Genomic DNA, 25,515 nt, shown 5'->3' on the forward strand with positions numbered 1-25,515 from the left:
CCGCCCTGCCATGCGGCCCGGGATGGGGGAGCCTGCCTTCGGAGACGGATCCGGATCGGCCGGGTGCCTGAACCCGGGCGCCCTCAGCTCATCCAGTTGCCGCCATCGACGTTCAGGGTCTGGGCGACGATGTAGTCGGCGTCGGCGGAGGCCAGGAAGACGGCGGCTCCCACCATGTCCTCGGGCGTGCCCATGCGGCCATAGGGGACGGAGGCGCCGACTTGGCGCTTCTTCTCGCCGATCGGCAGGCCCTCGTAGCGCGCGAAGAGCGCGTCGACATGGTCCCACATGGGCGTGTCGACGACGCCCGGCGCGATGCCGTTCACGTTGATCCCGTGCCGGATCAGGGCGAGGCCCGCGCTCTGGGTGATGCTGATGACGGCGGCCTTGGACGCGCAGTAGACCGCAACCAGCGCCTCGCCGCGGCGGCCGGCCTGGCTCGCGAAGTTGATGATCTTGCCGCCCCGGCCGCGCTCGACCATGTGCGCCGCCACCGCCTGCAACGTGAAGAGCAGCCCCTTCACGTTGACGGCGAACTGGCGGTCGAAGCTCTCCTCCGTTATCTCCAGCAGCGGGGCCATGTCGAAGATGCCGGCGCCGTTGACCAGGATGTCGATGCCGCCCGCGGTGGCGACGGTCCGCGAGACCGCCTCGTCGATGGAGGCGCGCTGCGTCACGTCCAGGCGCAGCCCGAAGGCGCCGCCGCCGATCTCGGAGGCAAGGGCCGCGGCGTCGGCCTCGAGCACGTCCGCCACGGCCACCCGGGCACCCTCGGCGGCGTAGCGGCGGCAAATCGCGGCGCCGATGCCGCGGGCGCCGCCGGTCACGAGCGCGACCCTGTCCCTGAGCTTCATGTCCGGTCTCCTCGGTTCGGGCCCCGCGGTTCGGGCCCTCTGTTCGCCCCAGGCCTCAGCCGGCGCGCTGAGTCTCGGCGCGGCGGATGTCCGCCAGCGGATGGCGGCGGGCGCGCTCGACGGCGAGTCCCGCCTCGTCGAACAGGTGGCAGGTGGCGGGGTCGAGCCGGACGGCGATGCGCTCGTGCACGCGGGTCGGGATCTCCCCGTCGGCCTGGATCACGATCATCTCGCCATCGGCCAGGCGCGTGTAGAGGTAGGTCTCGCCGCCCAGCCGCTCGACCACCATCACCTCGCCCGCGATCTCGCCGGATTCGGCGGGGCGCAGGTGCTCCGGACGGACACCGAGCGTGACGCTGTCGCCCGGCCGGACGCGGCCGGGGGCTACCGGCACCTCGACCGTCGCGCCGCCGGCCAGGCGCACGCTGGCACCGCCGGCCTGCGCCGCGGCCACGACCGCCGGCAGGAAGTTCATCTTGGGACTGCCGATGAAGCCCGCGACGAAGAGGTTGCGGGGGTGGTGGTAGAGCTCCAGCGGGGAGCCCGCCTGCTCGACGATCCCGCCCTGGAGCACGACGATCTTGTCGGCCAGGGTCATGGCCTCGACCTGGTCGTGGGTGACGTAGATCATGGTGGCGGCCAGCTCCTCGTGCAGGCGCGCGAGCTCGATGCGCATCTGCACGCGCAGCGCCGCGTCCAGGTTCGAGAGCGGCTCGTCGAACAGGAACACCCGTGGCTTGCGCACGATGGCCCGGCCGATGGCGACGCGCTGGCGCTGCCCGCCCGAGAGCTCGCGCGGCTTCCTGTCCAGCAGCTTGTCCAGGTGCAGGATGCGCGCCGCCTCGACGACCTTGGCGCGGCGCTCGTCCTTGGGCACGCCGGCGAGGCGCAGCGAGAACGCCATGTTGTCGGCGACGCTCATATGCGGGTAGAGCGCGTAGGACTGGAACACCATGGCGAGCCCGCGGTCGGCGGGCGGCACGTCGTTGACGCGCTGCCCGTCAATGACGAGGTCGCCCGACGTGATCTCCTCCAACCCCGCGATCATGCGCAGCAGCGTGGACTTGCCGCAGCCCGAGGGCCCCACGAAGACGCAGAACTCGCGGTCGTCGATGGAGAGGTCGACGCCCTTGATGACCTCCAGCGCCCCGTAGCTCTTGCGGACGCCCTTGAGCTGCAACGTCGCCATGCGGTCCTCCCCGGGTTTCTTCCCCTGTTCGCGCGCTACTTCACGGCCCCGAAGGTGAGGCCGCGGACGAGCTGGCGCTGGCTCATCCAGCCGAAGACCAGGATCGGCGCGATGGCGACGGTCGAGGCCGCCGAGAGCTTGGCCCAGAACAGCCCCTCTGGCGCCGAGAAGGACGCGATGAAGGTGGTCAGGGGCGCCGCCGCCGAGGTCGTGAGATTCAGGCTCCAGAACGCCTCGTTCCAGCACAGGATGATCGAGAGGAGCGCCGTCGAGGCGATGCCGGGCAGCGAGAGCGGCATCAGGAGCAGCCAGACCTCCTGGCGGGGACGGGCGCCGTCCATCCGTCCGGCCTCCAGGATGTCCTTCGGTACCTCCTTGAAGAAGGTGTAGAGCATCCAGATGACGATCGGCAGGTTCATCAGCGTGTAGACGACGATCAGCCCCCAGCGGCTGTCGATGGCGCCGAAGTCGCGGAACAGCAGATAGACCGGGATCAGGACGCCGACCGCCGGCATCATCTTGGTCGACAGCATCCAGAGCAGCAGGTCCTTGGTCCGCTTGCCCGGGAAGAAGGCCATGGCATAGGCGGCCGGCACGGCGACCACCAGGGCGAGCAGGGTGGCCCCCAGCGAGATCACGACGCTGTTCGTCGCGAAGTGGACGTAGTCCGCGCGCTCGCGCACGGCCGCGTAGTTCTCCAGCGTCGGCGTGAAGAACAGGGAGGGCGGCGTCTGCACGGCCTCGACCTCGGTCTTGAAGCTGGTCAGGACCATCCAGAAGACCGGGAAGAAGATCAGCCCGGCGGCGATCCAGCCGACGGCGGTGAGGACGAGCCTTTCGCGGATCCCGGGATTCATGGCGGCGCCCCCTCAGTCTGCGATGTTCCTGGCGATGGACCGGACAAGGAAGACCGCCACGATGTTGGCGAGCACCACCGCGATCACGCCGCCGGCCGAGGCGCCGCCGATGTCGTACTCGCGAAGCGCGCGCAGGTAGATCAGGAAGGCGAGATTGGTCGAGGCCAGGCCCGGCCCGCCGGAGGTCGTCACGTAGATCTCGGCGAAGACCGACAGCAGGAAGATCGTCTCGATCATGATGACGACGCTGATCGCCCGGCCGAGATGCGGCAGGATGATGAAGAAGAACATCGAGACCGGCCCCGCGCCGTCCATGCGCGCGGCCTCCTTCTGCTCGTTGTCCAGCGACTGGATCGCGGTCAGCAGGATCAGCAGCGCGAAGGGCAGCCACTGCCAGGCGACGATCACGACGATCGAGGCCAGGGGGAAGCTGCCGAAGAAATCGACCGGCGGCAGGCCCAGCAGCCGCGCGAAGAACGCGAAGAGCCCGTTGACCGGGTGCATCAGCATGTTCTTCCAGATCAGCGCGCTGACGGTCGGCATCACGAAGAAGGGCGCGATCGCCAGCAGCCGCGCGACGCTTCTTCCATAGAAGGGCTGGTCGAACAGGACCGCGAGCAGCGTTCCGAGGCCCACGGTGATCACGAGCACCCAGAAGACCAGGAGCAGCGTGTTCCCCATGGCCGTCCAGAGCGAGGGATCGGTGAGCAGGTAGGTGTAGTTCTCGATGCCGGCGAAGCCGCCCGAGGTCGGGTCCAGCAGGTTGTAGTACTGGAACGAGAACCACAGCGTCATTGCCAACGGCACGATCATCCACAGGAACAGCAGGATGACCGACGGCGCCACCAGCGGAGCCGTGCTGACGTCGCGCCGGCTGCGGCCGCCGGGGGCGTCCTGGACCGCCGGGGCGGCGCTGCTTTCCATGGGGGTGGTGGCCATGGGCGTGCTCGCGGCTGGGGTGGGCCGCCCGCGCGGGCCCGGCCCGGAGGCGGGCCCGCGCGGGGCGTCGAGGCTGCCGGAAGCTCAGGTCACTTCGGGTAGCCCGCCTGCTTCATGGTCCGCGCGGTCGAGCGCTGTGCCGAATCCAGCGCCTGGTCGACGGTCATCTGCCCGGCCAGGGCCGCCGCGATCTGCTGGCCGACCACCGTCCCGATCCCCTGGAACTCGGGAATGGCGACGTACTGGATCCCCACATAGGGGACGGGGTCCTTGGTCGGCTTCGTGATGTCGGCATTCGCGATGGACTCGTGGACGACCTTCGCGAAGGGCGCCGCCTTCACGTATTCGGGGTTCGCATAGGTCGAGCTGCGCGTTCCCGGAGGGGCCGATACCCAACCCACCTCGCTGCCGACGAGCGCGATGTAGTCCTTGGAGGTCGCCCATTTCACGAAGGACTTGGCGGCCTCGGCCTTGGTCGAGGAGCTCGGGATGCCGAGCGCCCAGGCCCAGAACCAGCCGGACCCGTTGGCGGTGACCTGGGTCGGGGCGGCCGCGAAGGCCGTCTTCTCGGCGACCTGGCTCTCCTTGGGATTGAAGATGTAGCCCGCGGCCGAGGTGGCGTCGACCCACATGGCGCAGCGGCCGGTGGCGAAGAGCGCGCGGTTCTCGTTGTGGCCGTTCGCGGTGGCGCCGGGCGGTCCGTAGTCCCTGAGGTTCTTGACGTAATAGGCGATCGCCTTCTTCCAGGGCTCGGAGGTGAGCTGCGGCTCCCACTTCTCGTCGAACCAGCGCCCGCCGAAGGCGTTCACCATGGGCCCGACGAAGGCCATGTTCTCGCCCCAGCCCGGCTTGCCGCGCTGGCAGAAGCCGTAGATCTCCTTGGACTTGTCCGTGAGCTTCGCCGCGAATTCCGCGATCTGGTCGTAGGTCGGGCGCTCGGGCATCCGGAGCCCCGCGGCATCGAACAGGTCCTTGCGGTAATAGGTGAATGAGCTCTCCGCGTAGAAGGGCACGGCGTAGAGCTTGCCGTTGTGGGACAGGCCGTTCTTCACCGTCGGGATCAGGTCGGCGTAGTCGTAGTCCTGGCCGAGCTCGTCGAGGGGAAGGAGCCAGTTCTGGCGGCCCCAGATCGGCGTCTCGTAGGACCCGATGGTGATGATGTCGAACTGGCCGCCCCGGGTGGCGATGTCGGTGGTGGCGCGCTGGCGGAGCACGTTCTCCTCGAGCACGACCCAGTTGAGCTTGTGCCCGGTGGCCTGCTCCCAGCGCGGGGAGAGGCGCTGCATGATGATCATGTCGGCGTTGTTCACCGTCGCGATCGTCAGCGTCTCGGCATGCGCCAGAGCGCCGAAGCCGAGCATGGCCGCCGGCAATGCGCACAGGAAGCGCGTGATGGTCATGGCTGGACATCCCTCCCCAGGGCCGGTTGGTGGCAGGCGGTTCTTCTTCCGCTCTTTGCCCTGAGCGTCCGCCGCCCCAACAATCCTGTCAAGTTCCCGCAAGCCGGTTACATCCACTCCATTCCGAAAGGGTGAATGACAACCCAATTGAATGGAAAGTTATCTTTGGTTTTTATTTGTGATGGAACGATACCTGCCTGATCCTCCACTGTCCGGACGCCTGAAAATGGGTTGCTTCGGGGCCCGGCCTGTCGAATGCTTCGAATCCCGGCCGGGATCGCCCGGCCTTCAGGAGGAGGTTGGTCATGTCCCGGGAGCAAGCCGGCCCCGTTCCGCTCGCCAACGCCAGTCTCCCCCTGATCGCGCCCGGCGTCGCGGTCCCCGCCTACGACCGCGCAGGGCTCCGGCCGGGGATCGTCCATATCGGCGTCGGCGCGTTCCACCGCGCGCACCAGGCGCTCTATCTCGACAAGCTGCTGAACCTCGGCGAGGCGCGGGACTTCGCGATTTGCGGGGTCGGTCTTCTCGAAGGCGATGCCCGCATGCGCGACGCGCTCGTCCCGCAGGACGGGCTCTACGTGCTGGTGGAGCGCGCCTCCTCGGCCGACCACGCGCGCGTCGTCGGCTCCATCGCGGAATACCTGCACGCGCCGAGCGCGCGCGAGGCGGTGATCGAGCGCATGGCCGCGCCCGAATGCCGGATTGTCTCGCTCACCGTGACCGAGGGTGGGTATTGCTTCAACCAGGGCACCGGCGCCTTCGACCCGGACCATCCCGACGTCGTCCACGACCTCCAGCACCCCGAGTCGCCCATCGGGCTCTACGGGTATCTCGCGGCGGCGCTGCGCCGCCGGCGCGAGCGCGGGCTGGCCCCCTTCACCGTGCTGTCCTGCGACAACATCGAGCACAACGGCACCGTGGCGCGCACCATGCTGACCGAGTTCGCGGTGCGCCTGGATCCGCGGCTCGCCGACTGGATCGCCGCCGAGGGCGCCTTTCCCAACTGCATGGTCGACCGCATCACGCCCGCGACGACCGAGGCCGACCGCTCGCTGGTCGCCGGGCGCTTCGGCATCGCGGATGCCTGGCCAGTGGTATGCGAGCCCTTCACCCAGTGGGTGATCGAGGACGATTTCCCGCTCGGCCGCCCGGCCTGGGAGCGGGTCGGCGCGCTCTTCACCCGCGATGTGAAGCCCTACGAGAAGATGAAGCTGAGGCTCCTAAACGCCTCGCATATCGGCATCGGCTATCTCGGCAACCTCGCCGGATACGCCTATGTCCACGAGGTCATGGCCGATCCCGTGTTCGAGCGCTTCATCCGCGCCTTCATGGAGGAGGTGACGCCGCTGGTCGGCACCGTGCCCGGCATCGATCTCGACGAATACAAGGAGACGCTGGTCGAGCGCTTCTCGAACACCGCCGTCAAGGACACCACCGACCGGCTGTGCCAGCACGGCTCGGCCCGGGTGCCGAAATTCGTGGTGCCCTCGGCGGTCGAGCTCGACGCGCGGGGCATGGCTGCCCCCTGCACGGCCCTGGTGGTCGCGGGCTATCTCCGCTACCTCCAGGGCGATGCCGAGCGCGGCGGCGGCACCCTGCCGCTGCTGGATCCGCTGGGTGGGCGCCTGCGCACCCTGGCGCGGCAGGGCGGCGCCGATCCTCGTCTCCTGCTGGAGACCTGCCCCGAGGTCTTCGGGACCGAGCTTCCTCGCGCGTTCGGCTTCGTCGCATCGCTGGCCGACGCGCTGCGCCAGCTCTACGCCGACGGGGCCAGGGCGACCATAGCGCGCCGGCTCGACGCCTGAGCGATCCGCTGAGGGTCAGCCGGCCTTTGGGCCTTGCACGGGGGCGGGCAAGCCAAAGCCGCGCCGCGTTTCGAGGGCCGCACCGCCGACGAGATGGCGCAGGCCCTCCGCGAAGCCATCGACCGCGACCCGCGCATCTGCGCCGAGTTCTGAAGCCGCCTCAGCGCGCCAGCACCTCGGCGGCCTGTTTGGTCTTGGCGACCGCCGCCACGACCTGCTGCACCGATGCGGCGATCTCGCCGGTGCTGGCGGTGATGCTCGCCACGGCCGTCGAGGCGCCCTGCATGCGCTCCGACATCTCTCCGGTGACGGCGCTCTGCTCCTCGACGGCGCCGGCCGTGGTCGCGACCGCCTCGCGCACGGTGCCGATGGCGTCCCGGATGCCCGCCAGCGCTCCCACAACGTCGGAGGAGACCGCCTGCACGCCGTCGATCTCCGTCGAGATCTGGTCGGTGGCGCGGGCTGCCTGGTTGGCGAGATTCTTCACCTCGTTGGCGACCACCGCGAATCCGCGCCCCGCCTCGCCCGCGCGCGCGGCCTCGATGGTGGCGTTCAGCGCCAGCAGGTTGATCTGGCCGGCGATGCTGCGGATCAGTTCCACGATGCCCCCCATCTGACGGGCCGTCTCGACCAGGCGCTGCGTCGCGCGGTCGGCCGCGCCAGCCTGCTCCCGGGCATCGTCCGCGGCCGAGCGCGAGCGCGCCATGCTCGCTGCGATCTCCCGGCTCGATGCGGCCAGCTCCTCGGCGGCGGCAGCCACCGTCTGCACGCTGCCCAAGGTGTCTGCGGCAGCGTGCGCCGCTGCGTCCGCCTGGTCGCTCGAGCGCGCCAGGGCGCCGCCGATCTCGCCGAAGTTCTCGTCGATCAGCCGCTTGAGCTCGGCAAGCATGCGGATCTGGCGCGTGATGTCGGTGGCGTACTTGACGACCTTGAACGGCCGGCCGCTGGCATCGAGGATCGGGTTGTACGAGGCCTCGATCCAGATCTCGCGCCCGCCCTTGCCCAGGCGCCTGAACTGGCCCGCCTGGTATTCGCCCCGGCGCAGGCGTTCCCAGAAGCCCGCATACTCCGCGCTCCGGGCGAAATCGGGCTCCACGAACAGGCTGTGGTGCCTGCCCCGGATCTCATCCAGGGAATAGCCCATCGCCGTCAGGAAGTTGGCGTTGGCGTTCAGGACCGTGCCGTCCAGCGCGAACTCGATCACCGCCTGCGCCTTGCCGATGGATTCGACCTGGCCCCGGAAATCGGCCTCCTCGGCCTTCCGCCGGGTGATGTCGGTGGCGTATTTGACGATCTTGTACGGCCGTCCGCTGGCATCGAGGATCGGGTTGTAGGAAGCCTCGATCCAGATCTCGCGCCCGCCCTTGCCCAGGCGCCTGAACTGCGCCGCCTGGTATTCGCCCCGGCGCAGCCGCTCCCAGAACGCAGCGTATTCGGGGCTGGCCGCCGTGCCGGGCTCCACGAACAGGCTGTGGTGCCTGCCCCGGATCTCGTCCAGGGAATAGCCCATCGCCGCCAGGAAATTGGCGTTGGCGGTCAGGATGGTTCCGTCGAGCGCGAACTCGATCACCGCCTGGGATCTGTTCAGCGCCTCCAGCGTGGCTTCGGTCTCGGACCGGCCCTTGGACAGGATAAAACCGAGCAAGTCGAGATCCTCCGCTTTGACGCCGCTTCGGGCCCGTCCGGAAGACCGAAATGCCCGACAGCCCTCGGGGCTGCGGGACGGCGGACGACCGATACGGCATTGCACGCATTTGATATGTATCGGGCAGACGCCCTGTAAAGGGTTCGGCAGGATGATTTTGTTTCCCCTATACGCGAGAATACTGCTCGCGAACAAAGCGAATATGACCTTAGTTTGAAAAACACGAGGAGATAGATCTGAAGTTGCGTACCCATAACAGTCGGTCGACTTCCGATCGCCGTAGTATCGCAGTCGGGATCTTGGCCGAGGCTGATGGCTGGCAAAACGGATGGCCGCGGACGGAACCGCTTGACCGCAGAGTCGCACCATGTAACGATATTATTGGAAATAACGTACCATTGAGGCGGCGATGTCACTCTCCCTGCCAGTCGCGGTTGTCGGCGCCGGCCCGGTCGGCCTTGCCGCCGCCGCGCACCTTCTGAACCGTGGCATCGAGCCCCTGGTGCTGGAGGCCGGGGCGGAGCCCGCCTCCAACCTGCGGCAATGGGGTCATGTGCGCCTGTTCTCGCCCTGGCGGTACGACATCGACGCCGTGGCGGCGTCGCTTCTGCGCACCGCCGGCTGGGAGGCGCCGCCTGACGACGCGCTGCCGACCGGTGCCGAGCTGGTCGCCCGCTACCTGGCCCCTCTGGCGGCCCTGCCCGCGCTCACGTCCCGCATCCGCCTGCGCCATCGCGTGCAGGCGATCACGCGCCTTGGCTTCGACAAGGTCCTGACGGCGGGGCGCGAGGCCGCTCCCTTCGTGCTGCGGGTCGGGACCCCCGGCGGCGACACCGAGATCCTGGCGCGCGCGGTGATCGACGCCTCCGGCACCTGGGGGCAGCCGAACCCGATCGGGGCCGGCGGCATCCCGGCCCTGGGCGAGGCGGCCCTGGCCGGGACGGCTGCGGCCGCGGCCTCGGGAGAGCGTGGCGGCCCGATCGCCTACGGCATCCCCGACGTACTCGGCGCCGAGCGCGAGACCTATGCCGGACGCGCCACGCTGGTGGTGGGGGCCGGTCACTCGGCGGCCAACGTGCTGCTCGACCTGGCGGCGCTGGCCCGCCAGGCGCCGGGGACGCGGCTGCTCTGGGCCGTGCGCGGGAAGGACCTGTCGCGGGTGATCGGCGGCGGCGCCGCGGACGGGCTGCCGGCACGCGCCGCCCTGGGCGCGTCGCTCGGCGCCCTGCGGGATTCCGGAACGCTGGAGCTGGCGACGGAATTCCGCATCGAAACCGTGAGCACGGATGCCGCGGGCCGGATGAAGGTGCGCGCGGCCGACGGACGGGTGCTGGAGGGGATCGAGCGGATCGTCGGCGCCACCGGCCAGCGACCGGATCTCGCCATCACGCGCGAGCTGCGGCTGCGCCTGGATCCCTGGCTGGAATGCGCCGAGGCGCTGGGTCCGCTGATCGACCCGAACCTGCACAGTTGCGGAACGGTGCGGCCGCATGGCGCGCGCGAGCTGTCCCACCCTGAGGCGGGCTTCTTCACCGCCGGCGTGAAGAGCTACGGGCGGGCGCCCACCTTCCTGCTGGCGACGGGCTACGAGCAGGTGCGCTCCATCGCGGCGCTGCTTGCCGGCGACGTCGCGGCCGCTCGGGAGGTCCGGCTGGAGCTGCCGGAAACCGGCGTGTGCAGCACGGACCGCGCGTCCCCTGCCGCGGCGCCCAAGGCAGGTGGCTGCTGCCCGCCGAGGCCGGAATCCGGAGGGTGCTGCGGGTGAGCACGGCGGATTCGGCCGCGCCGGGTGCGGAAAATCGCCCAGGTCCGCTGGCGCGCGAGGGGATCTTCATCGGCGGGCTCGGAATTGGGCAGATCATCTCCTGGGGATCGCTGTACTACAGCTTTCCCCTGATCGCGGAGCCCATGGGCCACGAGCTCGGCTTCGACAAGTCCGAGGCCTATGGGGCCGTCACCTTCGGCCTGCTCGCGGCAAGCCTGGCGGCCTATCCTGTCGGCGCTGCCATCGATGCCGGCCGCGGGCGGCTGGTGATGGCGCTGGGCTCGACACTGGCTGGCCTGTTCCTGCTGGGCTGGTCGCAGGTGAACGGGCTGGCGGCGCTCTATCTCGTCTTCGCGGGTATCGGGCTCGTCCAGGCCATGACCCTCTACGACCCCGTCTTCGCGGTGATCGCCAGGCGGTTCGGGGTCGAGGCGCGGCGCGGCATCACCGCGGTGACGCTGTGGGGCGGCTTCGCCAGCACCGTCTTCGTGCCGCTGATCCAGGCCATGCTCGACCCCTTCGGCTGGCGCGGCACGCTGGCGGCCATGGCCGCCATGAACCTCCTGGCCTGCACGGGTCTGCACCTGGGGCTGATCCGCGGGCGCGAGCACCCCGCGGCGATGGCAGGCACGCGTACGGCAGCCCCCGGCCCGCCGCCCCGCGCGGTGCGCCGCGCCCTGGCCATGCCGGCCTTCTGGGCGCTGGCCCTGTCGCTGACGCTCTACGCGCTGGTCACCACGGCGGTCGGCTTCCACGTCTACCCGTTGCTGCTGGAGCGCGGCTACGCGACGGCCACGGTGGTTGGGGCGATCGCGATCATCGGCCCGGCACAAGTCGCGGGGCGTGTCGCGATCTGGGTGCTCGCCCGTGGCCGGTCGGTCCGCGCCATCGGCATCGCCACCACGCTTGCCATGCCGGTCTCGCTGGCGCTGCTGATCCTGCTGCCGCCGAGCTTCGCCTCGCTCGCGGCCTTCGCCGTGGTCTACGGCGGCGCCAACGGGATCATGACCATCGTGAGGGGACTGGCGGTGCCCGAGATGATCGGGCGCGAGGCCTATGGCGCCGTCAACGGGGCGCTCGGCGTTCCGATCACCGCCGCCAAGGCCGCGGCCCCGGCCGCGGCCGCCGTGCTGTGGTCCGCCGCGGGCTCCTACGACGCCGTCCTGCTTGCCCTGCTGGCCGGGGCGGCGCTGATGGCGGCGGCATTCGCTGCTGCGGCCGCGATCAGCCTGAGGGCCGAGGGACGCGCGTCGGCGCCCCTCGCTGCCCCGCCGGGCTGAGGCCCTCCGTCAGGTCCCAGCCTTCAGGTCCCGCAGAAGGTTCGCAGGACGCGCTGATCGGGCTCCGGCGGATCTGCATAGGCCGCGAAGGCCGGCTGGTCGTCATAGGGCGCGGAGAGCACGGCCAGGAGCTCCTCGAAGGGGACGTAGTCCTGCCGGTCCACGGCCGCCCGGATGACCGCCTCGACCCGGTGGTTGCGCGGGATGAAGGCGGGGTTCACGCGGCGCATGGCTTCGCGCCGGGTTGCGGCATCCTGCGACTCGCCCGCGAGCCTCTGTCGCCACCGTGCCGCCCAGTCGTCATAGGCGGCGGGATCCTCGAACAGGGCCCGCACCGCGCCATCTCCCTCCGGACCGTCCACCCCGGGGCCCGCCGCGTCGGCGAGACGCCGGAAGGTCAGCGTGAAGTCCGCCTTGCCCGCCGCCATGCGGTCGAGCAGGTCCTGGATCAGGTCGGGATCGTCCTCCCGCGCCTCGAAGAGGCCGATCTTGCGCCGCAGGCCGGCCAGGAAGGCCGCGTTGAAGCGCTCGCCGAAGCCCGCCAGCGCCTCGCGCGCGATGGCGACGGCCGCCTCCTCCTCGCCGGCCAGCAGCGGCAGCAGGCATTCCGCGAGCCGCGTCAGGTTCCACCGGGCGATGGCCGGCTGGTTCGCGTAGGCATACCGCCCCTGGGCGTCGATCGAGCTGAAGACCGTAGCGGCGTCGTAAGCGTCCATGAAGGCGCAGGGACCGTAGTCGATGGTCTCGCCCGAGACCGACATGTTGTCCGTGTTCATGACGCCGTGGATGAAGCCGACCAGCATCCACCGGGCGACGAGATCCGCCTGGCGGGCGATCACGCCTTCCAGGAAGGCGCGGTAGGGCTCGGCCGCGGCCGCAGCCTCGGGATCGTGCCGCGCCATGGCGTGGTCGGCGAGGGCGCGCACCGCGTCCACGTCGCCGCGCGCCGCGAAGTACTGGAAGGTGCCGATCCGGATGTGGCTGGACGCTATTCGCGTCAGGACGGCGCCGGGCAGCGGCGTCTCGCGCAGCACCTCCTCGCCGGTGGTCACCGCCGCGAGGGCCCGCGTGGTCGGGATGCCAAGCGCGGCCATGGCCTCGCTGACGACGTATTCGCGCAGCACCGGGCCCAGCGCGGCGCGGCCGTCGCCACGGCGCGAGAACGGCGTCGGGCCCGAGCCCTTGAGCTGGATGTCCCGGCGCCGGCCGTCCAGGCCGACGACCTCGCCCAGCAGGATGGCCCGGCCGTCGCCGAGCTGCGGGACGAAGCCGCCGAACTGGTGCCCGGCATAGGCCATGGCGATGGGCTCCGCGCCCTCGGGCACGCGCCGGCCGGCAAGGAACTCGACCCCCTCGGGCGTGGACAGCGCATCGGGGTCGAGCCCCAGCTCCGTCGCCAGGGCGCGGTTCAGCTTGATCAGCGCCGGCGCGGCCACGGGCGTGGGCAGCACCCGCGCGTAGAAGGCCTCGGGCAGCCGGGCATAGGAATTGTCGAAGCGGAACTGCGCCGTCATAGGCCGCGCTCTCCTCGGGACGGAGTGGTCTGGACGGGCGCGGGACGCCGCGGAGCGACGGCTCCGCTTCCCATCCAGGCCCCACCATATGGCGGCGCAAGGGGTCCGGTTCCAGCCGGCGCGAAAGGCTGCCGCAAGGGAATGTTCGAATGGTCAGGCGGCGCGCGGTCAGGCGGCGCTGAGGCCCTTGGCGTCGGCGCAGCATTCCTTGGCAAGGAAGCCCAATGTCTGGTCCATCACCGCGTAGTCGGCCCGGCAGATCAGCGTGGTCGCTCGCCGCTCCTGCGTCACGAGGCCGGTCAGCACGAGCTTGCGCAGGTGGTGGGACAGGGTCGACAAGGGGATGCCCAGCCGCTCCTGGATGTCGCCCACGGCCATGCCCTCCCCGCCCGCGCGCACCAGCAGGCGGTAGACGGCGAGGCGTGTCGCATGACCCAGCGCCTCGAGGCGCGCAGCGGCTTGGTCGAGATCCATGGCGGGGACTATGCCACGACGGGACGGCTTCGCCAAAGGATGCACTTGGTCAGGCCTCCGCGCAGCGCCATAGCCCGCCGCGGTCAGCCTGGCGCCACCAGCCCGGCGCCATCAGCCCGGCGCCATCACCGACGCGACGGCGCCGTCCTCGGGCCGGGGCGGCGCCTCGCCGGCTTCGGCCGCCTGCTGCTGCTGATGCCACATCGCGGCGTAGCGGCCACCCATCGCCAGCAGCTCGCCGTGGCTGCCGCGCTCGGCCACCCGGCCCTGCTCCAGCACCAGGATCTCGTCCGCGTCGATCACGGTCGAGAGGCGGTGCGCGATCACGAGCGTGGTGCGGCCCCGGCTGACCTCGCGCAGGCTGCTCTGGATCTCGCGCTCGGTGCGGGTGTCGAGGGCCGAGGTGGCCTCGTCGAAGAGCAGGATCGCCGGCGCCTTCAGGATCGCGCGGGCGATCGCCACGCGCTGCTTCTCGCCGCCTGAGAGTTTCAGCCCGCGCTCGCCCACCGTGGTCTGGTAGCCGTCGGGCAGCGCCATCACGAAGTCGTGGATATGGGCGAGGCGCGCGGCCTGCTCGACCTCGGCCGGGCTGGCCGAGGGCCGTCCGTAGGCGATGTTGTAGTAGATCGTATCGTTGAACAGAACGGTGTCCTGCGGGACGATGCCGATGGCCCCGCGCAGGCTCTTCTGCGTGACGTCGCGGATGTCCTGGCCGTCGATCAGGATGCGCCCGCCGCTGACGTCGTAGAAGCGGAACAGCAGCCGGCTGACGGTGGACTTGCCGGCGCCAGAAGGGCCGACGATGGCGACCGTCCTGCCCGCCGGCACGGTGAAGGACACGCCCTTCAGGATCGGCCGGCGCGGATCGTAGCCGAAGGCGACGTCCTCGAAGGCGACCGTGCCGCCCGCCGTCGCCAGGTCGGCGGCGCCCGGCCGGTCCGCGACCTCGCGATCGACGCCCATCAGCTCGAACATCTTCTCCATGTCGATCAGCGCCTGCTTGATCTCGCGGTACACGAAGCCGAAGAAGTTCAGCGGCTGGTAGAGCTGCAGCAGATAGGTGTTCACCAGCACGAAGTCGCCGACCGTCATGGTGCCGTTGGCGATCCCGCGCGCGGCCATCCACATCACGGCGGTCAGGCCGGCCGCGATGATCGCGGCTTGGCCTATGTTCAGCAGCGAGAGTGAGACCTGGCTCTTCACCGCCGCGGTCTCGTAGGACTGCAGGGCGGAGTCGTAGCGCCGGGCCTCGTGCTCCTCGTTGCCGAAATACTTCACGGTCTCGAAGTTCAGCAGGCTGTCGATCGCCTTGGTGTTGGCGCGGTTGTCCTGCTCGTTCATCTCGCGCCGGAACTTCAGGCGCCATTCCGTGATCGCCAGCGTGTAGGCGATGTAGGCCACCACCGTCACGAAGGTCGCCAGGGCGAACCAGACGTCGAAGAGCCCCCAGAGGATCCCGCAGACCAGCAGGATCTCCAGCAGGGTCGGCAGGATGTTGAAGAGCATGAAGCTCAGCAGCGTCTGGATCGCCCGCGTGCCCCGCTCGATCGAGCGCGAGAGGCCGCCGGTCTGCCGCTCCAGGTGGAAGCGCAGCGACAGCGCGTGCAGGTGCCGGAAGACGTTCAGCGCGACCGAGCGGATCGCGCGCTGTGCGACCTTGGCGAAGATCGCGTCGCGCAGCTCCCCGAAGCCCAGCGCCGTGACGCGCGCGAGCCCATAGGCGAGGATCACGCCGAGCGGCACCGCGACGACCAGCCCTGCGCCGCCCGAGAGCGCGTCCACCGCGTGCTTGTACAGGACCGGCACGTAGACGTTGGCGAGCTTGGCGACGACCAGGCAGGCGAGCGCCACCACGACCCGGGAGCGCAACCCCCACTGTCCCGCGGGCCAGAGATAGGGCAGCAGCGCGCGGACTGCCCGCCCCTCGCCGAATTGCGGCAGGGCGTCGGGTCTCGGGGTGCCGGCGGCGGAATCGGCCATGGGAAAGGGTCCGGAGAGGCGGGAAGAACCCCAAGCATGTAGGGTGCGCGGGGACCGGGCGCCAGCCTGCACGGGCCGCCATTCCTGGCCGCCAGCGACCGCCGGGTCACGTCCTGCGCCCGGGCACCGCCCGGCTGGCCAGGCAGGAACCGACGGATTTCCGCCGGTGCGCTGGCCTGTCGGCGAGGGAGCGCACGCGGCGGCCGTGACGGGTCGGGCGCGGCTCGGAGGGGACCGCCTTCCAAGCGGCAGTCCCCTGCTTGATGGTCATGGTGATGGTCAGAGGCGGCCTTCCGCGAGCAGCTCGCGGGTGCGCTTCAACGTGGACAGCAGGGCGGCTTTGTAGCCGCTGTCGCTGTCGAACTGCGCCTGCTCCGCCTGCTCCTCGGCACCGTTCGGCTCTTTGCCGCGAAGACCGAGATAGCAATAGAAGCGGAGTTGGAGCGCGCCGGCCTCATCCTCGTACAGCTCGTTGATGATCGCGCCTTCGCGCGGGCCGGTGGCCTGGAAGAAGGTGACCTTGCTCTCGGGCTCCAAGGTGATGATCTCGCGGAGGCCCGCACCCGCGATCGTGGCCTCGCGCACGAAATGGGTCGCGCTCTCCTCGACGACGTCGCAGCGGGTGCAGAGGCCCGGCGGGAGGAACAGGCGGGCGTCACGGGCCTTGAGCACCAGGCCGGCCCAGGCCTGTGCGCGGGTCAGCTTGGCCTGACCTTCCGGGTTCACGGGAACGGTGGCGGTCGAATAGATCATGATGACGTTCCTTCCTGAGAGGGTTGAGTGTCGCCCGGCCATCAGGCCGAGGTCGCGATCTCGGCGGCGAAGTCGCGGTAGGAGCGCAGGGGGCGCCCCAGGAGCGTGGTGAGACGTTCGACGTCGCCCTCTTCGGGGAGCATGCCCTCGGTGAGGAAGCGCTCGCTCATCAGGCGCATGTCGAAGGCCATCCAGCCCGGCATGAACTGCCGGAGGCTCTGCTCGAACCCGGCGGTGTCGTCGCCCCGATAGGCTATCGGACGGCCCAGGACCTCGGTCCAGATCGCGGCGACGTCCTTGCCGGTCAGCGTGTCCGGCCCGACGAGATTGATCCGGTCGAGCGGAAGCGGCACCGCCGACTGCTCGCGGCGAATGAGCTCGATGGCCGCGACCTCGGCGATGTCGTGCGTGTCGACCATTGCCAGGCCCTTGCTGCCGATCGGCATCGGATAGACGCCGTATCCAGTCACCACGTCCTTGATCGTGCGGTCGTTGCCGATGAAGTAGGCGGGACGCAGGATGGTGGCGTTGAGGCCCATCTGCTCGATCATGCGCTCGACCGCGAATTTGCCCGCGAAGTGCGGCACGTTCACGTAGACGTCGCTGTGGATCACCGACAGGTAGACGATCCGCTTGATGCCGGCCTCGCGGGCAAGATTGAGCGCGATCAGGGCCTGGGTGAATTCGTCAGGCACCACGGCGTTGAGCAGGAAGAGTGAGGAGACGCCCGAAAAGGCGCTTCGCAGCGAGTCGACGTCAAGCAGGTCGCCCTCGGCGACGGCGACGCCCGCCGGGAAGCTGGCCTTGGCGGGATCGCGGACGAGGGCGCGCACGTCGGCGCCGCGCTTCACGAGCTGTTCGACGACGTCGCGGCCAACGGTGCCGGTTGCGCCGGTAACGAGGATGGTCATGGGGATCACTCCGGTTGAGGTCGAAAGACATCCCGAAAATCAGTGATCCACATTCGTGCCGATAGACCTTACATTTGGACATACCGTCTCACCGGTGGAACGGATGGATCTGCTCGCTCTCGCCGATTTCAATCTCGTCGCCCAGCACGGGGGTTTCGGACGAGCCGCACGCGCGACGGGACGCCCGAAGGCAACCCTGTCCCGCCGGGTCGCGGAACTGGAAGCGGCCCTCGACCTGCGCCTGTTTGAGCGCGGCGCGCGCGCGCTGAAGCTTACCGAGGAAGGACGTGCGCTCTTCGAGCGGGCGGGCCGGCTGCTCGCCGAACTCGAAGAAACCGCAGCGACGATCGCCTCGGGCGGTGAAAGGCCGCGAGGCAGGTTGCGGATCAGCGCCCCGCTGCTTTTCTCCCAGACCGCGATGGGGAAGATCGCCGCCGGGTTCGCCTTGAAATATCCGGAGGTGCGGCTTGAGGTCTCGACGGAGGACCGTGCCGTCGACATGATCGAGGAAGGGTTCGACCTGGTGATCCGGGTCAATCCGGATCCCGACGAGAGACTGGTCGGACGAGCCTTCCTGCGCGATCGGCTCGTGGTCGTGGCAAGCCCTGGCCTCGCCCGGCCGGCCGGAGACCTCCCTGCCCCGGCCGTCGTGCGCGCGACGGGCGATCCACTGGCCTGGAACATCAGGACGCCCGCTGGCCGGGCAACGATTGCGATCGAGCCGGTCCTCGCTCTGTCGTCGCTCATCATGGTCCGGGATGCGGTGCGTGCGGGCGTCGGCGCCGGCCGTCTCCCCGTGTCGCTCGTGAGCCACGATCTGGCCGACGGCACGCTGGTGCACTGGGGGGATATCGACAGACCCGACATCGCCTTGTGGACGCTCTATCCATCCAGGCGGCTGCTAAGCGCCCGGGTGTCGGCGTTCCTCGACCATCTGAGAGAGGCCTTTCCCATGGGAACGCCCGACGAGCTGGCCGCCTATATCGGCAAGTGACGCCAAGAAACCGCTCTGGCCAGGCTCGGGTCCCCCCCGCCTGGGCGCTCCATCTGACGGATGGCAGGCGCCAGGCTGCTCGCTGCCTTCCGCCCAAGCGCATCATGCCGACCATCCCGGGCCGCGCTGACCAGCCCAGGATCCCCGACCGGCCGCGAGGCCCATCAGCAGAGGGAGGCGGTCCGAGGCTTGGCAGGGAAGCTGAAGCGGTTCCGGCGCGTTGCCACCCGTCGCGACAAGCTTGCCGCCTGCTGTCCTGCCTTCACCCCACTCGCCTCGGTCATGGCCTGGCGACGCAGCCTTGGCGACCGCGGCCTAGTCCTGCCGCAGCAGCGCCTTCATCGCACGGGCCAGCGCCTCGGCGGTCTCGGGCCTCTCGGCCATGCGCCGCAGCCTGTCGCGCAGCGCCGCCACCTCGCGGGAGCGCAGGGCGGCCTCGCGCGCCGCGTCCTCGACGCTCGTCGGCGCGGGGGCGGCGTTCCGGGAGGAAGCCCGCCGGGAGGGATCGGGCCGGGAGGGAATGGAGGGGCGCTTCACCGCGGAGCCACCGGGGACCTGGATGCCGCCGCAAGCCTGGCCGCGGCGGCACCCACGTCAGTATCACGCCACTGAAGGTCCTGCCAGCCTACCGCCGCACCGAGACCTCGTGCGGTCCCATCGCCTGGTAGACCGCGGTCTCGAAACCGTAGAAGGCAGCCAGCGTCTTCGCGTCCACGAAGGGCAGGACCTGCGTCATGAAGATGCCGCCGATCTCGTTCCTGCGGTCGATCCAGAAGAAGGTGTTGTAGAGGCCCGCCCAGGCGAGGCTGCCGGCAGGGCGGCCGGTCGGGGCCGTCGCCTCGTTGATCATGAAGCCGAGGCTCCAGGTCTTGGGCAGGCCCGGGAAGAACTCGGCATCCTCGGAGCGCGACGGGTTGGTCGTCCCGAGCCTGGACACCCGGATGTTGCCCATCGCGTTGCGGGACATCAGCTCAACCGTCTGGGGCCGCAAGAGCTGGTTGTCGTTGCCCCTGCCGCCGTTCAGGATCATCCGCACGAAGCGGGCGTAGTCCCCGACGGTGGAGTGGAGCCCCCCACCGCCGAGCTCGGGCACCGGCCGCGTCTGGCCGTTCCAGGCGATCTCGGTCAGCCTGCCATCCGGACCGCGCTGGTGGGTGGCCGCGCGCCTCGCCTCCATGTCCGGCGTCAGCCTGTAGCCGGTGCTCTCCATGCCGAGCGGCCAGAAGATGTTCTCCTGCATGTAGGTCCCGAGCGTCTTGCCGCTGGCGGTCTCCACGAGCTTCCCGATCCAGTCGGTGGAGATGCCATACTCCCACCGCTCGCCCGGATCGAACATGAGCGGCGGGTACCAGGCGGCCTCCTGCCCGGAGGCGAGCTCGGGGAACCTCCGCTGCTTCATGAAGCGGTCGAGCTCGGGATCCCAGAGGTTGTACGCAAAGCCCGAGCTGTGGGTCATCAGGTGGCGCAGCGTGATCTCGCGCCGGGCGGGCCGCAGCCTGGGCTCGCCGTTGGCGTCCCAGCCCTCCAGGACCTGGAGCCGCGCAGCGCCGGGGATCCAGCGGGAGATCGGACTGTCCAGATCAAGTCGGCCCTGCTCGACGAGCTGCATCGCGGCCGTGGACGTGACCGGCTTCGTCATGGAGGCGATGTTGAAGACCGTGTCGGGCGTCATGGCGACGCCCTTGCCGAGCGCGCGCTCCCCGAAGGCCCCCACATACCGGATCTGGCTCCGGTCGGTGACCGCGGCCACGACGCCGGGAATGTCGCCCCGCCGGACCGGTGTGCCGAGCGCGCCGTCCAGCGCGTCCCGCAGCAGCCTTCCATTGCCGTCCTGCGCCTGGGCCGTGCGCCCCAAGGTTATGCGCCCCAGGGCCGTTCCGGCGAGCAACCCCAGCCCGGTGATCCTCAGGACATCTCTGCGATCCAAGGTCATGTGAGCACCTCTGTCTTGGATGGACGTTCCGGCAGCGTGCCGCGCATCGGGTCGTGCACGGCGGCCATGGAGCGGCCGGTCCGGCAAGGCCCGGCCCGTGCGGCTCCTTCGCTCCTTCCTCCCGTGGCGTCTTTCGGCGCCGGGACCATGTTCCGGCTGCAAAAGCGCGGGAACAATCCCTATTCGGCGCGAATGGCGGCGCAATGGACAGAGATCAGCCACTTCCGCGTGCGCCATGCGCAGGCGGATTCAATCCGGCCAGCCCCGCCGATTACATAGCCGCCGAACAGGGCCCTGCAGCCAGAGGATCTGGCGTGCGCAACGGATATGAAAGCTTTCCGATATACTTTCCGGACCCAACGAGCTGTCAGCCAAAAAATCCATGTACGCATCCCGACGCTTTTAGTTGCAGCCAGAAACGCGACACTCAGCGATCCTTACAAGGTAGACAGTCAATGATTACGAGAAATCTCCTTGCAGCCGCCTTGACGATCATGATACCCGCCAACGCAATAGCAGAATACTGCTGGATGATCGGGTGCGTTGGGCGCGTCGGCTACGTGTTTCTGCCTTCTACTCAGTTTGTTTCTGACTGGAATACTGAGCGCGCCAGCATCAGCTATACCGACTGCGAGGCTCCGAACCGATGGCACGTATTCGAGGAGCCAGGTTTGCCTCTCGTGAACTCTACAGTCACATTGGCTTGGGACATGACCCCCTTGCTCGGTGCAGATGAAATACCACTCAGCGAGGAACAGCTAAGGCAATCACCGCTCTATCTTGATCCGGTAACGCGGGAATGTCGGGAGCGGGACGTCAGGTTCGAGGGAGCCTATCCCATGCAGAAAGGCGCCAAACTCCGCATCCTCGGCTACACCGCGGTCGGCCCGGACCCCGCGTTGAGCAACGTTTACGCTCTGGTCCAGGTGCTGACGGACGAATGAGGGGCGGAGTGCGAGGCCCCGTTGGCCTTCAGGCGATCCTGGTCCAGGGCGTCTCGGGCAGCTCCTCGCGGAAGGCGAAGCGGCGGAGATGGTCCATCACCACGCCTTCCAGGCGGGTCGCGGTCTCGCCGTCCGGCGCCTCGATCGTCAAGGTCAGGCCGCCGGGATCGGCCGCCATGCTGCAGGCCCGGTCGGGCGCGAAAGGCACGCGCCCGGCCTCGGGCGTGTAGACGACCTCGAACTTGTGGCCCCAGTGCTTGCAGAGCTGCACGAGGTAGCGGCTGCCATTGGCGGTGGGGACATAGGTCTGGGAGCGGATCATCACAATTGGCCCTGCTTTCCTGGAGATGGAACCCTAATGCGCGGCCCCGGTGCCACGTCCTGCGAATCCCGCAACGCAGTCGCGTAGAGCTTCGCTCGGGCTGCGACAAGCTTCGACCTTGAAGCCGCTCGCGCGAAAGCCTATGCAAACGACTCGCATTCTTATCTGGCGAGAGCGAAGGGAACATCGCATGGGCTCGGGCAAAAGCTCCACCGGCATCCAAGGCTTCACCCGCAGCGGGACGGCGCCACGGTCGCCAGCGCGGCGCCCGCGTCTCTTCGCCGCGCTGGCGGCCGCCGCGGCCATGCTCGCCGCGATGCCGGGCCTCCTGCCCTCACCCGCGGCGGCCAAGGACACGGTTTCCGTCCAGCACGCCCAGGGCACCACGGAGATCCCGGCCCGTCCCCAGCGGGTCGTAGTCTTCGACCTGTCGGCGCTGGACACGCTGGATGCCATGGGCGTCAAGGTCGCGGGCGTTCCCGGCGGCATCTTCCCGGAGTATCTCGCGCACTACAAGGACGCGTCCCATCCTAAGGTCGGCAGCCTCTTCGAGCCCGACTTCGAGGCCGTCACCGCCCTCGAGCCCGACCTGATCGTGGTCGGCAGCCGGTCCGCGCCAAAGCTGGGCGAGCTCTCGCGCATCGCCCCGACCATCGACCTGACGACGGACGCGAAGGACCAGCTCGGCAGCGTCCGCCGGAACGTGACCCTGCTTGGGCGGATCTTCGGCAAGGAGCAGGAGGCGGCCGCGCGGCTCGCGAAGCTCGACGAATCCGTCGCCGCCGTCCGGCGCGACGCCGCGGACGCCGGCAAGGCGCTGCTCGTCCTCGTCACCGGCAACAAGATCAGCGCCTACGGGCCGGGCTCGCGCTTCGGCATGCTCCACACGGTTCTGGGCGTGCCCCCGGCTGCGCCTGACCTGAAGATCTCCAACCATGGCGAGGCGATCTCGTCGGAGTTCATCCTGCGCACGAATCCGGACTGGCTGTTCGTGATCGACCGCGACGCCGCGATCGGCACGGGCGCCGCCCGGCAGGTCCTGGAGAACGAGCTGGTGGCCTCGACCAAGGCCGCGAAGAGCGGCCGGATCGTCTATCTGGACTCGGCTAGCTGGTATGTGGTGGGCGGCGGCATCACCTCGATGCAGAACGCCGTGGACCAGGTGGCGAACGTGCTCCGGCGCGCGAACTAGGCCTTGCAGAGCGGCGCCCTGACGACGTCTCCCCCGCCCGCCGTCCGCGCCGGCGGCCTCGCCCTGGCGCTGGCCGTGGGCGTGGTCGCCCTGCTGGCCATCGCAAGCGTGTTGGTCGGCGCGGGGGATCTTACGCCGGGGGCGCTTCTGGCCGGCGACGGCCAGGCGATGCAGCTCCTGCTGGCGAGCCGCATCCCGCGCACGCTTGCGATCGTGCTGGCCGGCACCGCCATGGCGGTCAGCGGCATGATCATGCAGATGCTGCTGCGCAACCGCTTCGTCGAACCCTCGACCGCCGGCACGGCGGAATCCGCGAGCCTGGGCATCCTGACGACGATCCTGGTCGCGCCGGCGATGCCGCTGGTTGGCAAGATGGCCGTCGCGGCAATCTTCGCCCTCGCGGGAACGGCGATCTTCCTTGCGATCCTGCGGCGCCTCCCGCTGCGCTCGGTCCTGATCGTACCGCTGGTCGGGCTGATGCTTGGCGGCGTGGTCGAGGCGACGACGACCTTCCTCGCCTTCCGCTACGATCTGCTGCAGTCGCTGGCGGCCTGGACGACGGGCGATTTTTCGGCGGTGCTGCGCGGCCGCTACGAGATGCTGTGGATCTGCTTCGCCTTGACGCTCGCGGCCTACGCCGCGGCCGACCGGTTCACGGTCGCCGGGCTGGGCCAGAGCTTCAGCACCAATCTGGGCCTGAACCACCGGCGGATCCTGTCGCTGGGGCTGGTGATCGTCTCCACGGTCACGGCGGTGGTGGTGGTGACGGTGGGTACGATTCCCTTCCTGGGCCTGATCGTCCCGAACCTCGTCAGCATGACGATCGGCGACAACGTGCGCCGGGCCGTGCCCTGGGTCGCGGTCAGCGGGGCCGGCCTGCTGCTGGCCTGCGACCTGATCGGCCGGCTGGTCCGCCAGCCCTATGAGATCCCCGTGGGCACGGTGATGGGCGTGGTCGGCAGCGCCGCCTTCCTCGCGCTCCTGCTGAAGCGGGGCACCCGCTTTGGCTAAGGTCGAAGGCAAGACCTCCGAAAGGGCCGCCCCCCTGGGGCAGCGGGCCGTGCTGCTGGCGCTTGTCCTGCTCGCCGCCGCGGCGACCATCGCCTTCATGACGCTGGGCGCGCGCGGGCGCTGGGACCTGGTCCTGGCGTTCCGCGGCCCGAAGCTGGGGGCGCTGATCCTGGTGGGCCTCGCGATCGCGGTCTCGACCGTTCTCTTTCAGACCGTCACCGAGAACCGCATCCTGACGCCCGCGATCATGGGCTTCGACTCGCTCTACGTCCTGATCCAGAGCGCGATCGTCTTCCTGATCGGCACGCAGGGCTTCGCCGCCATCGACCCGCGCTTCATGTTCGCGGCCCAGGCGGCGGTCATGGTGGCCTTCTCCGCCCTGCTCTATGCCGGGCTGTTCGCGACCGGGCGGCGCAACCTGCACCTGCTGGTCCTGGCCGGTGTCGTCATGGGAGGCTTCTTCCGCAGCCTGTCGACCTTTATCCAGCGCGTCATCGATCCCAACGAGTTCTCGTTCCTGCAGAACCGCTTCTTCGCGAGCTTCAACTCCATCGACACCGACCTGCTGGCGGTCGGCGCCGTCGCGGTGATCGCCGCCAGCGCCGTGGCGCTGCGCATGGCCCGTGTCCTGGACGTGCTGGCCCTGGGGCGCGAGCGCGCCATCTGCCTGGGGGTCGACCATCGCCGGGCCGTCTCGCGGATCCTGGTGCTGGTGGCGGTGCTGGTCTCCGTCTCCACGGCCCTGACGGGGCCCGTCACCTTCTTCGGCCTCTTGGTCGCGAACCTCGCCCATGTCGTGACGGGCTCGAGCCGGCATCGCGTCCTGCTGCCGGCGGCATCGCTGCTGGCCATCGTCTTCCTGGTCGGCGGGCAGACCATCGTCGAGCGGGTCTTCGCCTTCGAGACCAACCTGCGCGTGATCGTCGACTTCGTTGGAGGAATCGTGTTCCTGGCGATGCTGTTGCGGGGGAAGACGTGATCGAGGCCCGGAATCTGACGAAGCGCTACCGCGACGAGGTCGTGGTGAACGATGTCAGCCTGCGCCTTCCCGCCGGCGGGATCACCGCGATCATCGGGCCGAACGGGGCCGGCAAGTCGACCTTCCTGTCCATGATCGGCCGGCTGCTGCCGATGTCTGCGGGATCCGCGACGGTCGACGGGCTGGACGTGACGCGCACGGCCAGCGACGTGCTGGCGCGACGCATCGCCGTGCTGCGCCAGGACAACCACCTGTCGTCGCGCCTGACCGTCCGCGACCTCGTGACCTTCGGCCGCTATCCCCATTCCAAAGGCCGCCCGACGGCGGCCGATCTCGCCCATGTCGAGCGGGCCATCGGCTACATGAACCTGGAACGGCAGGCCGACCGCTTCCTGGACGAGCTCTCGGGCGGGCAGCGCCAGCGCGCCTTCGTCGCGATGGTGCTGTGCCAGGACACCGACTACGTGCTGCTGGACGAGCCGCTGAACAACCTCGACATGCCGCATGCGGTCGCGATGATGCGGCAGCTCCGCCGCGCCGCGGACGAGCTCGGGAAAACCATCGTGCTCGTGCTCCACGACGTGAACTTCGCGTCCTGCTACGCCGACCACATCGTCGCCATGCGCGAGGGCGCGGTCGCCTTCCAGGGCAGCCCGGAGCAGGTGATCCGCCCCGAGGTGATGGAGGCCATCTACGGCATCGCCATGGAGGTTCAGATCATCGGCGGCCGGCGGATCGCGATCTACTACGCCTGACGGCGCGCAGAAAGACGCG

General features: G+C 69.4%; 23 protein-coding genes. 9 read left to right on the top strand and 14 right to left on the bottom strand.

Annotated elements, in window-relative coordinates:
* Window positions 1-83: 83 nt before the first annotated feature.
* From JUB13_RS24810 to JUB13_RS24830, 5 genes are all read right to left on the bottom strand, one after another.
* Window positions 84-854, bottom strand: coding sequence for an L-iditol 2-dehydrogenase (locus JUB13_RS24810; protein WP_207483853.1), 771 nt, complete (start codon window positions 852-854; stop codon window positions 84-86).
* A gap of 55 nt (window positions 855-909) precedes the next feature.
* Window positions 910-2,043: an ABC transporter ATP-binding protein gene (locus JUB13_RS24815; RefSeq protein WP_207483855.1), complete on the bottom strand. Its 1,134-nt coding sequence runs from the start codon at window positions 2,041-2,043 to the stop codon at window positions 910-912.
* A 35-nt stretch (window positions 2,044-2,078) separates the two neighbouring features.
* Window positions 2,079-2,900, bottom strand: coding sequence for a carbohydrate ABC transporter permease (locus JUB13_RS24820; RefSeq protein WP_207483857.1), 822 nt, complete (start codon window positions 2,898-2,900; stop codon window positions 2,079-2,081).
* Window positions 2,901-2,912: 12 nt separating this feature from the next.
* Complete coding sequence (locus JUB13_RS24825; protein ID WP_236025193.1) at window positions 2,913-3,839, bottom strand: carbohydrate ABC transporter permease; 927 nt, start codon at window positions 3,837-3,839, stop codon at window positions 2,913-2,915.
* Between the two features lie 89 nt (window positions 3,840-3,928).
* Entirely contained in the window at window positions 3,929-5,239 is a 1,311-nt protein-coding gene (locus JUB13_RS24830) for an ABC transporter substrate-binding protein (RefSeq protein WP_207483859.1), read from the bottom strand.
* 305 nt (window positions 5,240-5,544) lie between these two features.
* Here JUB13_RS24830 and JUB13_RS24835 point away from each other — a divergent pair, with 305 nt between their 5' ends.
* Window positions 5,545-7,044 carry a mannitol dehydrogenase family protein gene (locus JUB13_RS24835; RefSeq protein WP_207483861.1) on the top strand — a complete coding sequence of 500 codons (1,500 nt, stop codon included), beginning with the start codon at window positions 5,545-5,547 and terminating at the stop codon, window positions 7,042-7,044.
* Window positions 7,045-7,204: 160 nt separating this feature from the next.
* On the opposite strand, the gene JUB13_RS24840 is transcribed toward JUB13_RS24835, so the two are convergent.
* On the bottom strand, window positions 7,205-8,689 hold the full coding sequence (locus tag JUB13_RS24840) for a methyl-accepting chemotaxis protein (protein ID WP_236025194.1): 1,485 nt from the start codon (window positions 8,687-8,689) through the stop codon (window positions 7,205-7,207).
* A gap of 409 nt (window positions 8,690-9,098) precedes the next feature.
* Here JUB13_RS24840 and JUB13_RS24845 point away from each other — a divergent pair, with 409 nt between their 5' ends.
* Both JUB13_RS24845 and JUB13_RS24850 read left to right on the top strand, forming a co-directional pair.
* The gene (locus JUB13_RS24845) at window positions 9,099-10,454 is read left to right on the top strand and encodes an NAD(P)-binding protein (protein ID WP_207483865.1); all 1,356 of its coding nucleotides are present in this window, start codon (window positions 9,099-9,101) and stop codon (window positions 10,452-10,454) included.
* The gene (locus tag JUB13_RS24850; RefSeq protein ID WP_207483867.1) at window positions 10,451-11,734 is read left to right on the top strand and encodes an MFS transporter; all 1,284 of its coding nucleotides are present in this window, start codon (window positions 10,451-10,453) and stop codon (window positions 11,732-11,734) included. The genes JUB13_RS24845 and JUB13_RS24850 overlap by 4 nt, the downstream gene beginning before the upstream one ends.
* Window positions 11,735-11,757: 23 nt before the next feature.
* Here the strand turns inward: JUB13_RS24850 and JUB13_RS24855 are convergent, their stop codons facing one another.
* The 5 genes from JUB13_RS24855 to JUB13_RS24875 all read right to left on the bottom strand — a co-directional run bounded on the left by JUB13_RS24855 (window position 11,758) and on the right by JUB13_RS24875 (window position 17,366).
* Entirely contained in the window at window positions 11,758-13,248 is a 1,491-nt protein-coding gene (locus JUB13_RS24855) for a protein adenylyltransferase SelO (RefSeq protein ID WP_207483869.1), read from the bottom strand.
* A gap of 168 nt (window positions 13,249-13,416) precedes the next feature.
* A complete protein-coding gene (locus tag JUB13_RS24860; RefSeq protein WP_207483871.1) occupies window positions 13,417-13,722 on the bottom strand; it encodes an ArsR/SmtB family transcription factor in 306 nt (101 codons plus the stop codon).
* A 111-nt stretch (window positions 13,723-13,833) separates the two neighbouring features.
* Entirely contained in the window at window positions 13,834-15,702 is a 1,869-nt protein-coding gene (locus JUB13_RS24865) for an ABCB family ABC transporter ATP-binding protein/permease (protein ID WP_207483872.1), read from the bottom strand.
* Between the two features lie 279 nt (window positions 15,703-15,981).
* A complete protein-coding gene (locus tag JUB13_RS24870) occupies window positions 15,982-16,455 on the bottom strand; it encodes an SRPBCC family protein (protein ID WP_207483874.1) in 474 nt (157 codons plus the stop codon).
* 41 nt (window positions 16,456-16,496) lie between these two features.
* Window positions 16,497-17,366 carry an SDR family oxidoreductase gene (locus JUB13_RS24875; protein WP_207483877.1) on the bottom strand — a complete coding sequence of 290 codons (870 nt, stop codon included), beginning with the start codon at window positions 17,364-17,366 and terminating at the stop codon, window positions 16,497-16,499.
* Window positions 17,367-17,469: 103 nt separating this feature from the next.
* On the opposite strand from JUB13_RS24875, the gene JUB13_RS24880 reads away from it, so the two are divergent.
* A complete protein-coding gene (locus JUB13_RS24880) occupies window positions 17,470-18,360 on the top strand; it encodes a LysR family transcriptional regulator (RefSeq protein ID WP_207483879.1) in 891 nt (296 codons plus the stop codon).
* Between the two features lie 315 nt (window positions 18,361-18,675).
* On the opposite strand, the gene JUB13_RS24885 is transcribed toward JUB13_RS24880, so the two are convergent.
* Together JUB13_RS24885 and JUB13_RS24890 are read right to left on the bottom strand one after the other, a co-directional pair.
* A complete protein-coding gene (locus JUB13_RS24885) occupies window positions 18,676-18,897 on the bottom strand; it encodes a hypothetical protein (protein ID WP_207483881.1) in 222 nt (73 codons plus the stop codon).
* An 88-nt stretch (window positions 18,898-18,985) separates the two neighbouring features.
* Window positions 18,986-20,293: a serine hydrolase domain-containing protein gene (locus JUB13_RS24890; RefSeq protein WP_207483883.1), complete on the bottom strand. Its 1,308-nt coding sequence runs from the start codon at window positions 20,291-20,293 to the stop codon at window positions 18,986-18,988.
* A 485-nt stretch (window positions 20,294-20,778) separates the two neighbouring features.
* Between JUB13_RS24890 and JUB13_RS24895 the strand changes: the two genes are divergently transcribed.
* Window positions 20,779-21,237, top strand: a complete 459-nt coding sequence (locus JUB13_RS24895; RefSeq protein ID WP_207483885.1) for a hypothetical protein — start codon at window positions 20,779-20,781, stop codon at window positions 21,235-21,237.
* Between the two features lie 28 nt (window positions 21,238-21,265).
* On the opposite strand, the gene JUB13_RS24900 is transcribed toward JUB13_RS24895, so the two are convergent.
* A complete protein-coding gene (locus tag JUB13_RS24900; RefSeq protein WP_207483887.1) occupies window positions 21,266-21,559 on the bottom strand; it encodes a DUF2218 domain-containing protein in 294 nt (97 codons plus the stop codon).
* A 190-nt stretch (window positions 21,560-21,749) separates the two neighbouring features.
* Between JUB13_RS24900 and JUB13_RS24905 the strand changes: the two genes are divergently transcribed.
* Genes JUB13_RS24905 through JUB13_RS24920 form a run of 4 tightly spaced genes read left to right on the top strand, consistent with a single transcriptional unit; the run spans window position 21,750 to window position 25,496 of the window.
* Window positions 21,750-22,751, top strand: coding sequence for a siderophore ABC transporter substrate-binding protein (locus tag JUB13_RS24905; RefSeq protein WP_207483889.1), 1,002 nt, complete (start codon window positions 21,750-21,752; stop codon window positions 22,749-22,751).
* Window positions 22,752-22,754: 3 nt separating this feature from the next.
* Entirely contained in the window at window positions 22,755-23,762 is a 1,008-nt protein-coding gene (locus tag JUB13_RS24910; protein WP_236025195.1) for an ABC transporter permease, read from the top strand.
* The gene (locus JUB13_RS24915; RefSeq protein WP_236025196.1) at window positions 23,755-24,741 is read left to right on the top strand and encodes an iron chelate uptake ABC transporter family permease subunit; all 987 of its coding nucleotides are present in this window, start codon (window positions 23,755-23,757) and stop codon (window positions 24,739-24,741) included. The genes JUB13_RS24910 and JUB13_RS24915 overlap by 8 nt, the downstream gene beginning before the upstream one ends.
* On the top strand, window positions 24,738-25,496 hold the full coding sequence (locus tag JUB13_RS24920; protein WP_207483891.1) for an iron ABC transporter ATP-binding protein: 759 nt from the start codon (window positions 24,738-24,740) through the stop codon (window positions 25,494-25,496). The genes JUB13_RS24915 and JUB13_RS24920 overlap by 4 nt, the downstream gene beginning before the upstream one ends.
* The last annotated feature ends 19 nt before the right edge of the window (window positions 25,497-25,515 follow it).

This window comes from Arenibaculum pallidiluteum (assembly GCF_017355985.1).
GTDB lineage: Bacteria > Pseudomonadota > Alphaproteobacteria > Azospirillales > Azospirillaceae > Arenibaculum > Arenibaculum pallidiluteum.

Bases quoted from the DNA above. Each gene is read 5' to 3' on its own strand.
- JUB13_RS24810 (WP_207483853.1), bottom strand. From the start codon at position 854: ATGAAGCTCAGGGACAGGGTCGCGCTCGTGACCGGCGGCGCCCGCGGC.
- JUB13_RS24815 (WP_207483855.1), bottom strand. From the start codon at position 2,043: ATGGCGACGTTGCAGCTCAAGGGCGTCCGCAAGAGCTACGGGGCGCTG.
- JUB13_RS24820 (WP_207483857.1), bottom strand. From the start codon at position 2,900: ATGAATCCCGGGATCCGCGAAAGGCTCGTCCTCACCGCCGTCGGCTGG.
- JUB13_RS24825 (WP_236025193.1), bottom strand. From the start codon at position 3,839: ATGGCCACCACCCCCATGGAAAGCAGCGCCGCCCCGGCGGTCCAGGAC.
- JUB13_RS24830 (WP_207483859.1), bottom strand. From the start codon at position 5,239: ATGACCATCACGCGCTTCCTGTGCGCATTGCCGGCGGCCATGCTCGGC.
- JUB13_RS24835 (WP_207483861.1), top strand. From the start codon at position 5,545: ATGTCCCGGGAGCAAGCCGGCCCCGTTCCGCTCGCCAACGCCAGTCTC.
- JUB13_RS24845 (WP_207483865.1), top strand. From the start codon at position 9,099: ATGTCACTCTCCCTGCCAGTCGCGGTTGTCGGCGCCGGCCCGGTCGGC.
- JUB13_RS24855 (WP_207483869.1), bottom strand. From the start codon at position 13,248: ATGACGGCGCAGTTCCGCTTCGACAATTCCTATGCCCGGCTGCCCGAG.
- JUB13_RS24860 (WP_207483871.1), bottom strand. From the start codon at position 13,722: ATGGATCTCGACCAAGCCGCTGCGCGCCTCGAGGCGCTGGGTCATGCG.
- JUB13_RS24865 (WP_207483872.1), bottom strand. From the start codon at position 15,702: ATGGCCGATTCCGCCGCCGGCACCCCGAGACCCGACGCCCTGCCGCAA.
- JUB13_RS24870 (WP_207483874.1), bottom strand. From the start codon at position 16,455: ATGATCTATTCGACCGCCACCGTTCCCGTGAACCCGGAAGGTCAGGCC.
- JUB13_RS24875 (WP_207483877.1), bottom strand. From the start codon at position 17,366: ATGACCATCCTCGTTACCGGCGCAACCGGCACCGTTGGCCGCGACGTC.
- JUB13_RS24880 (WP_207483879.1), top strand. From the start codon at position 17,470: ATGGATCTGCTCGCTCTCGCCGATTTCAATCTCGTCGCCCAGCACGGG.
- JUB13_RS24890 (WP_207483883.1), bottom strand. From the start codon at position 20,293: ATGACCTTGGATCGCAGAGATGTCCTGAGGATCACCGGGCTGGGGTTG.
- JUB13_RS24900 (WP_207483887.1), bottom strand. From the start codon at position 21,559: ATGATCCGCTCCCAGACCTATGTCCCCACCGCCAATGGCAGCCGCTAC.
- JUB13_RS24905 (WP_207483889.1), top strand. From the start codon at position 21,750: ATGGGCTCGGGCAAAAGCTCCACCGGCATCCAAGGCTTCACCCGCAGC.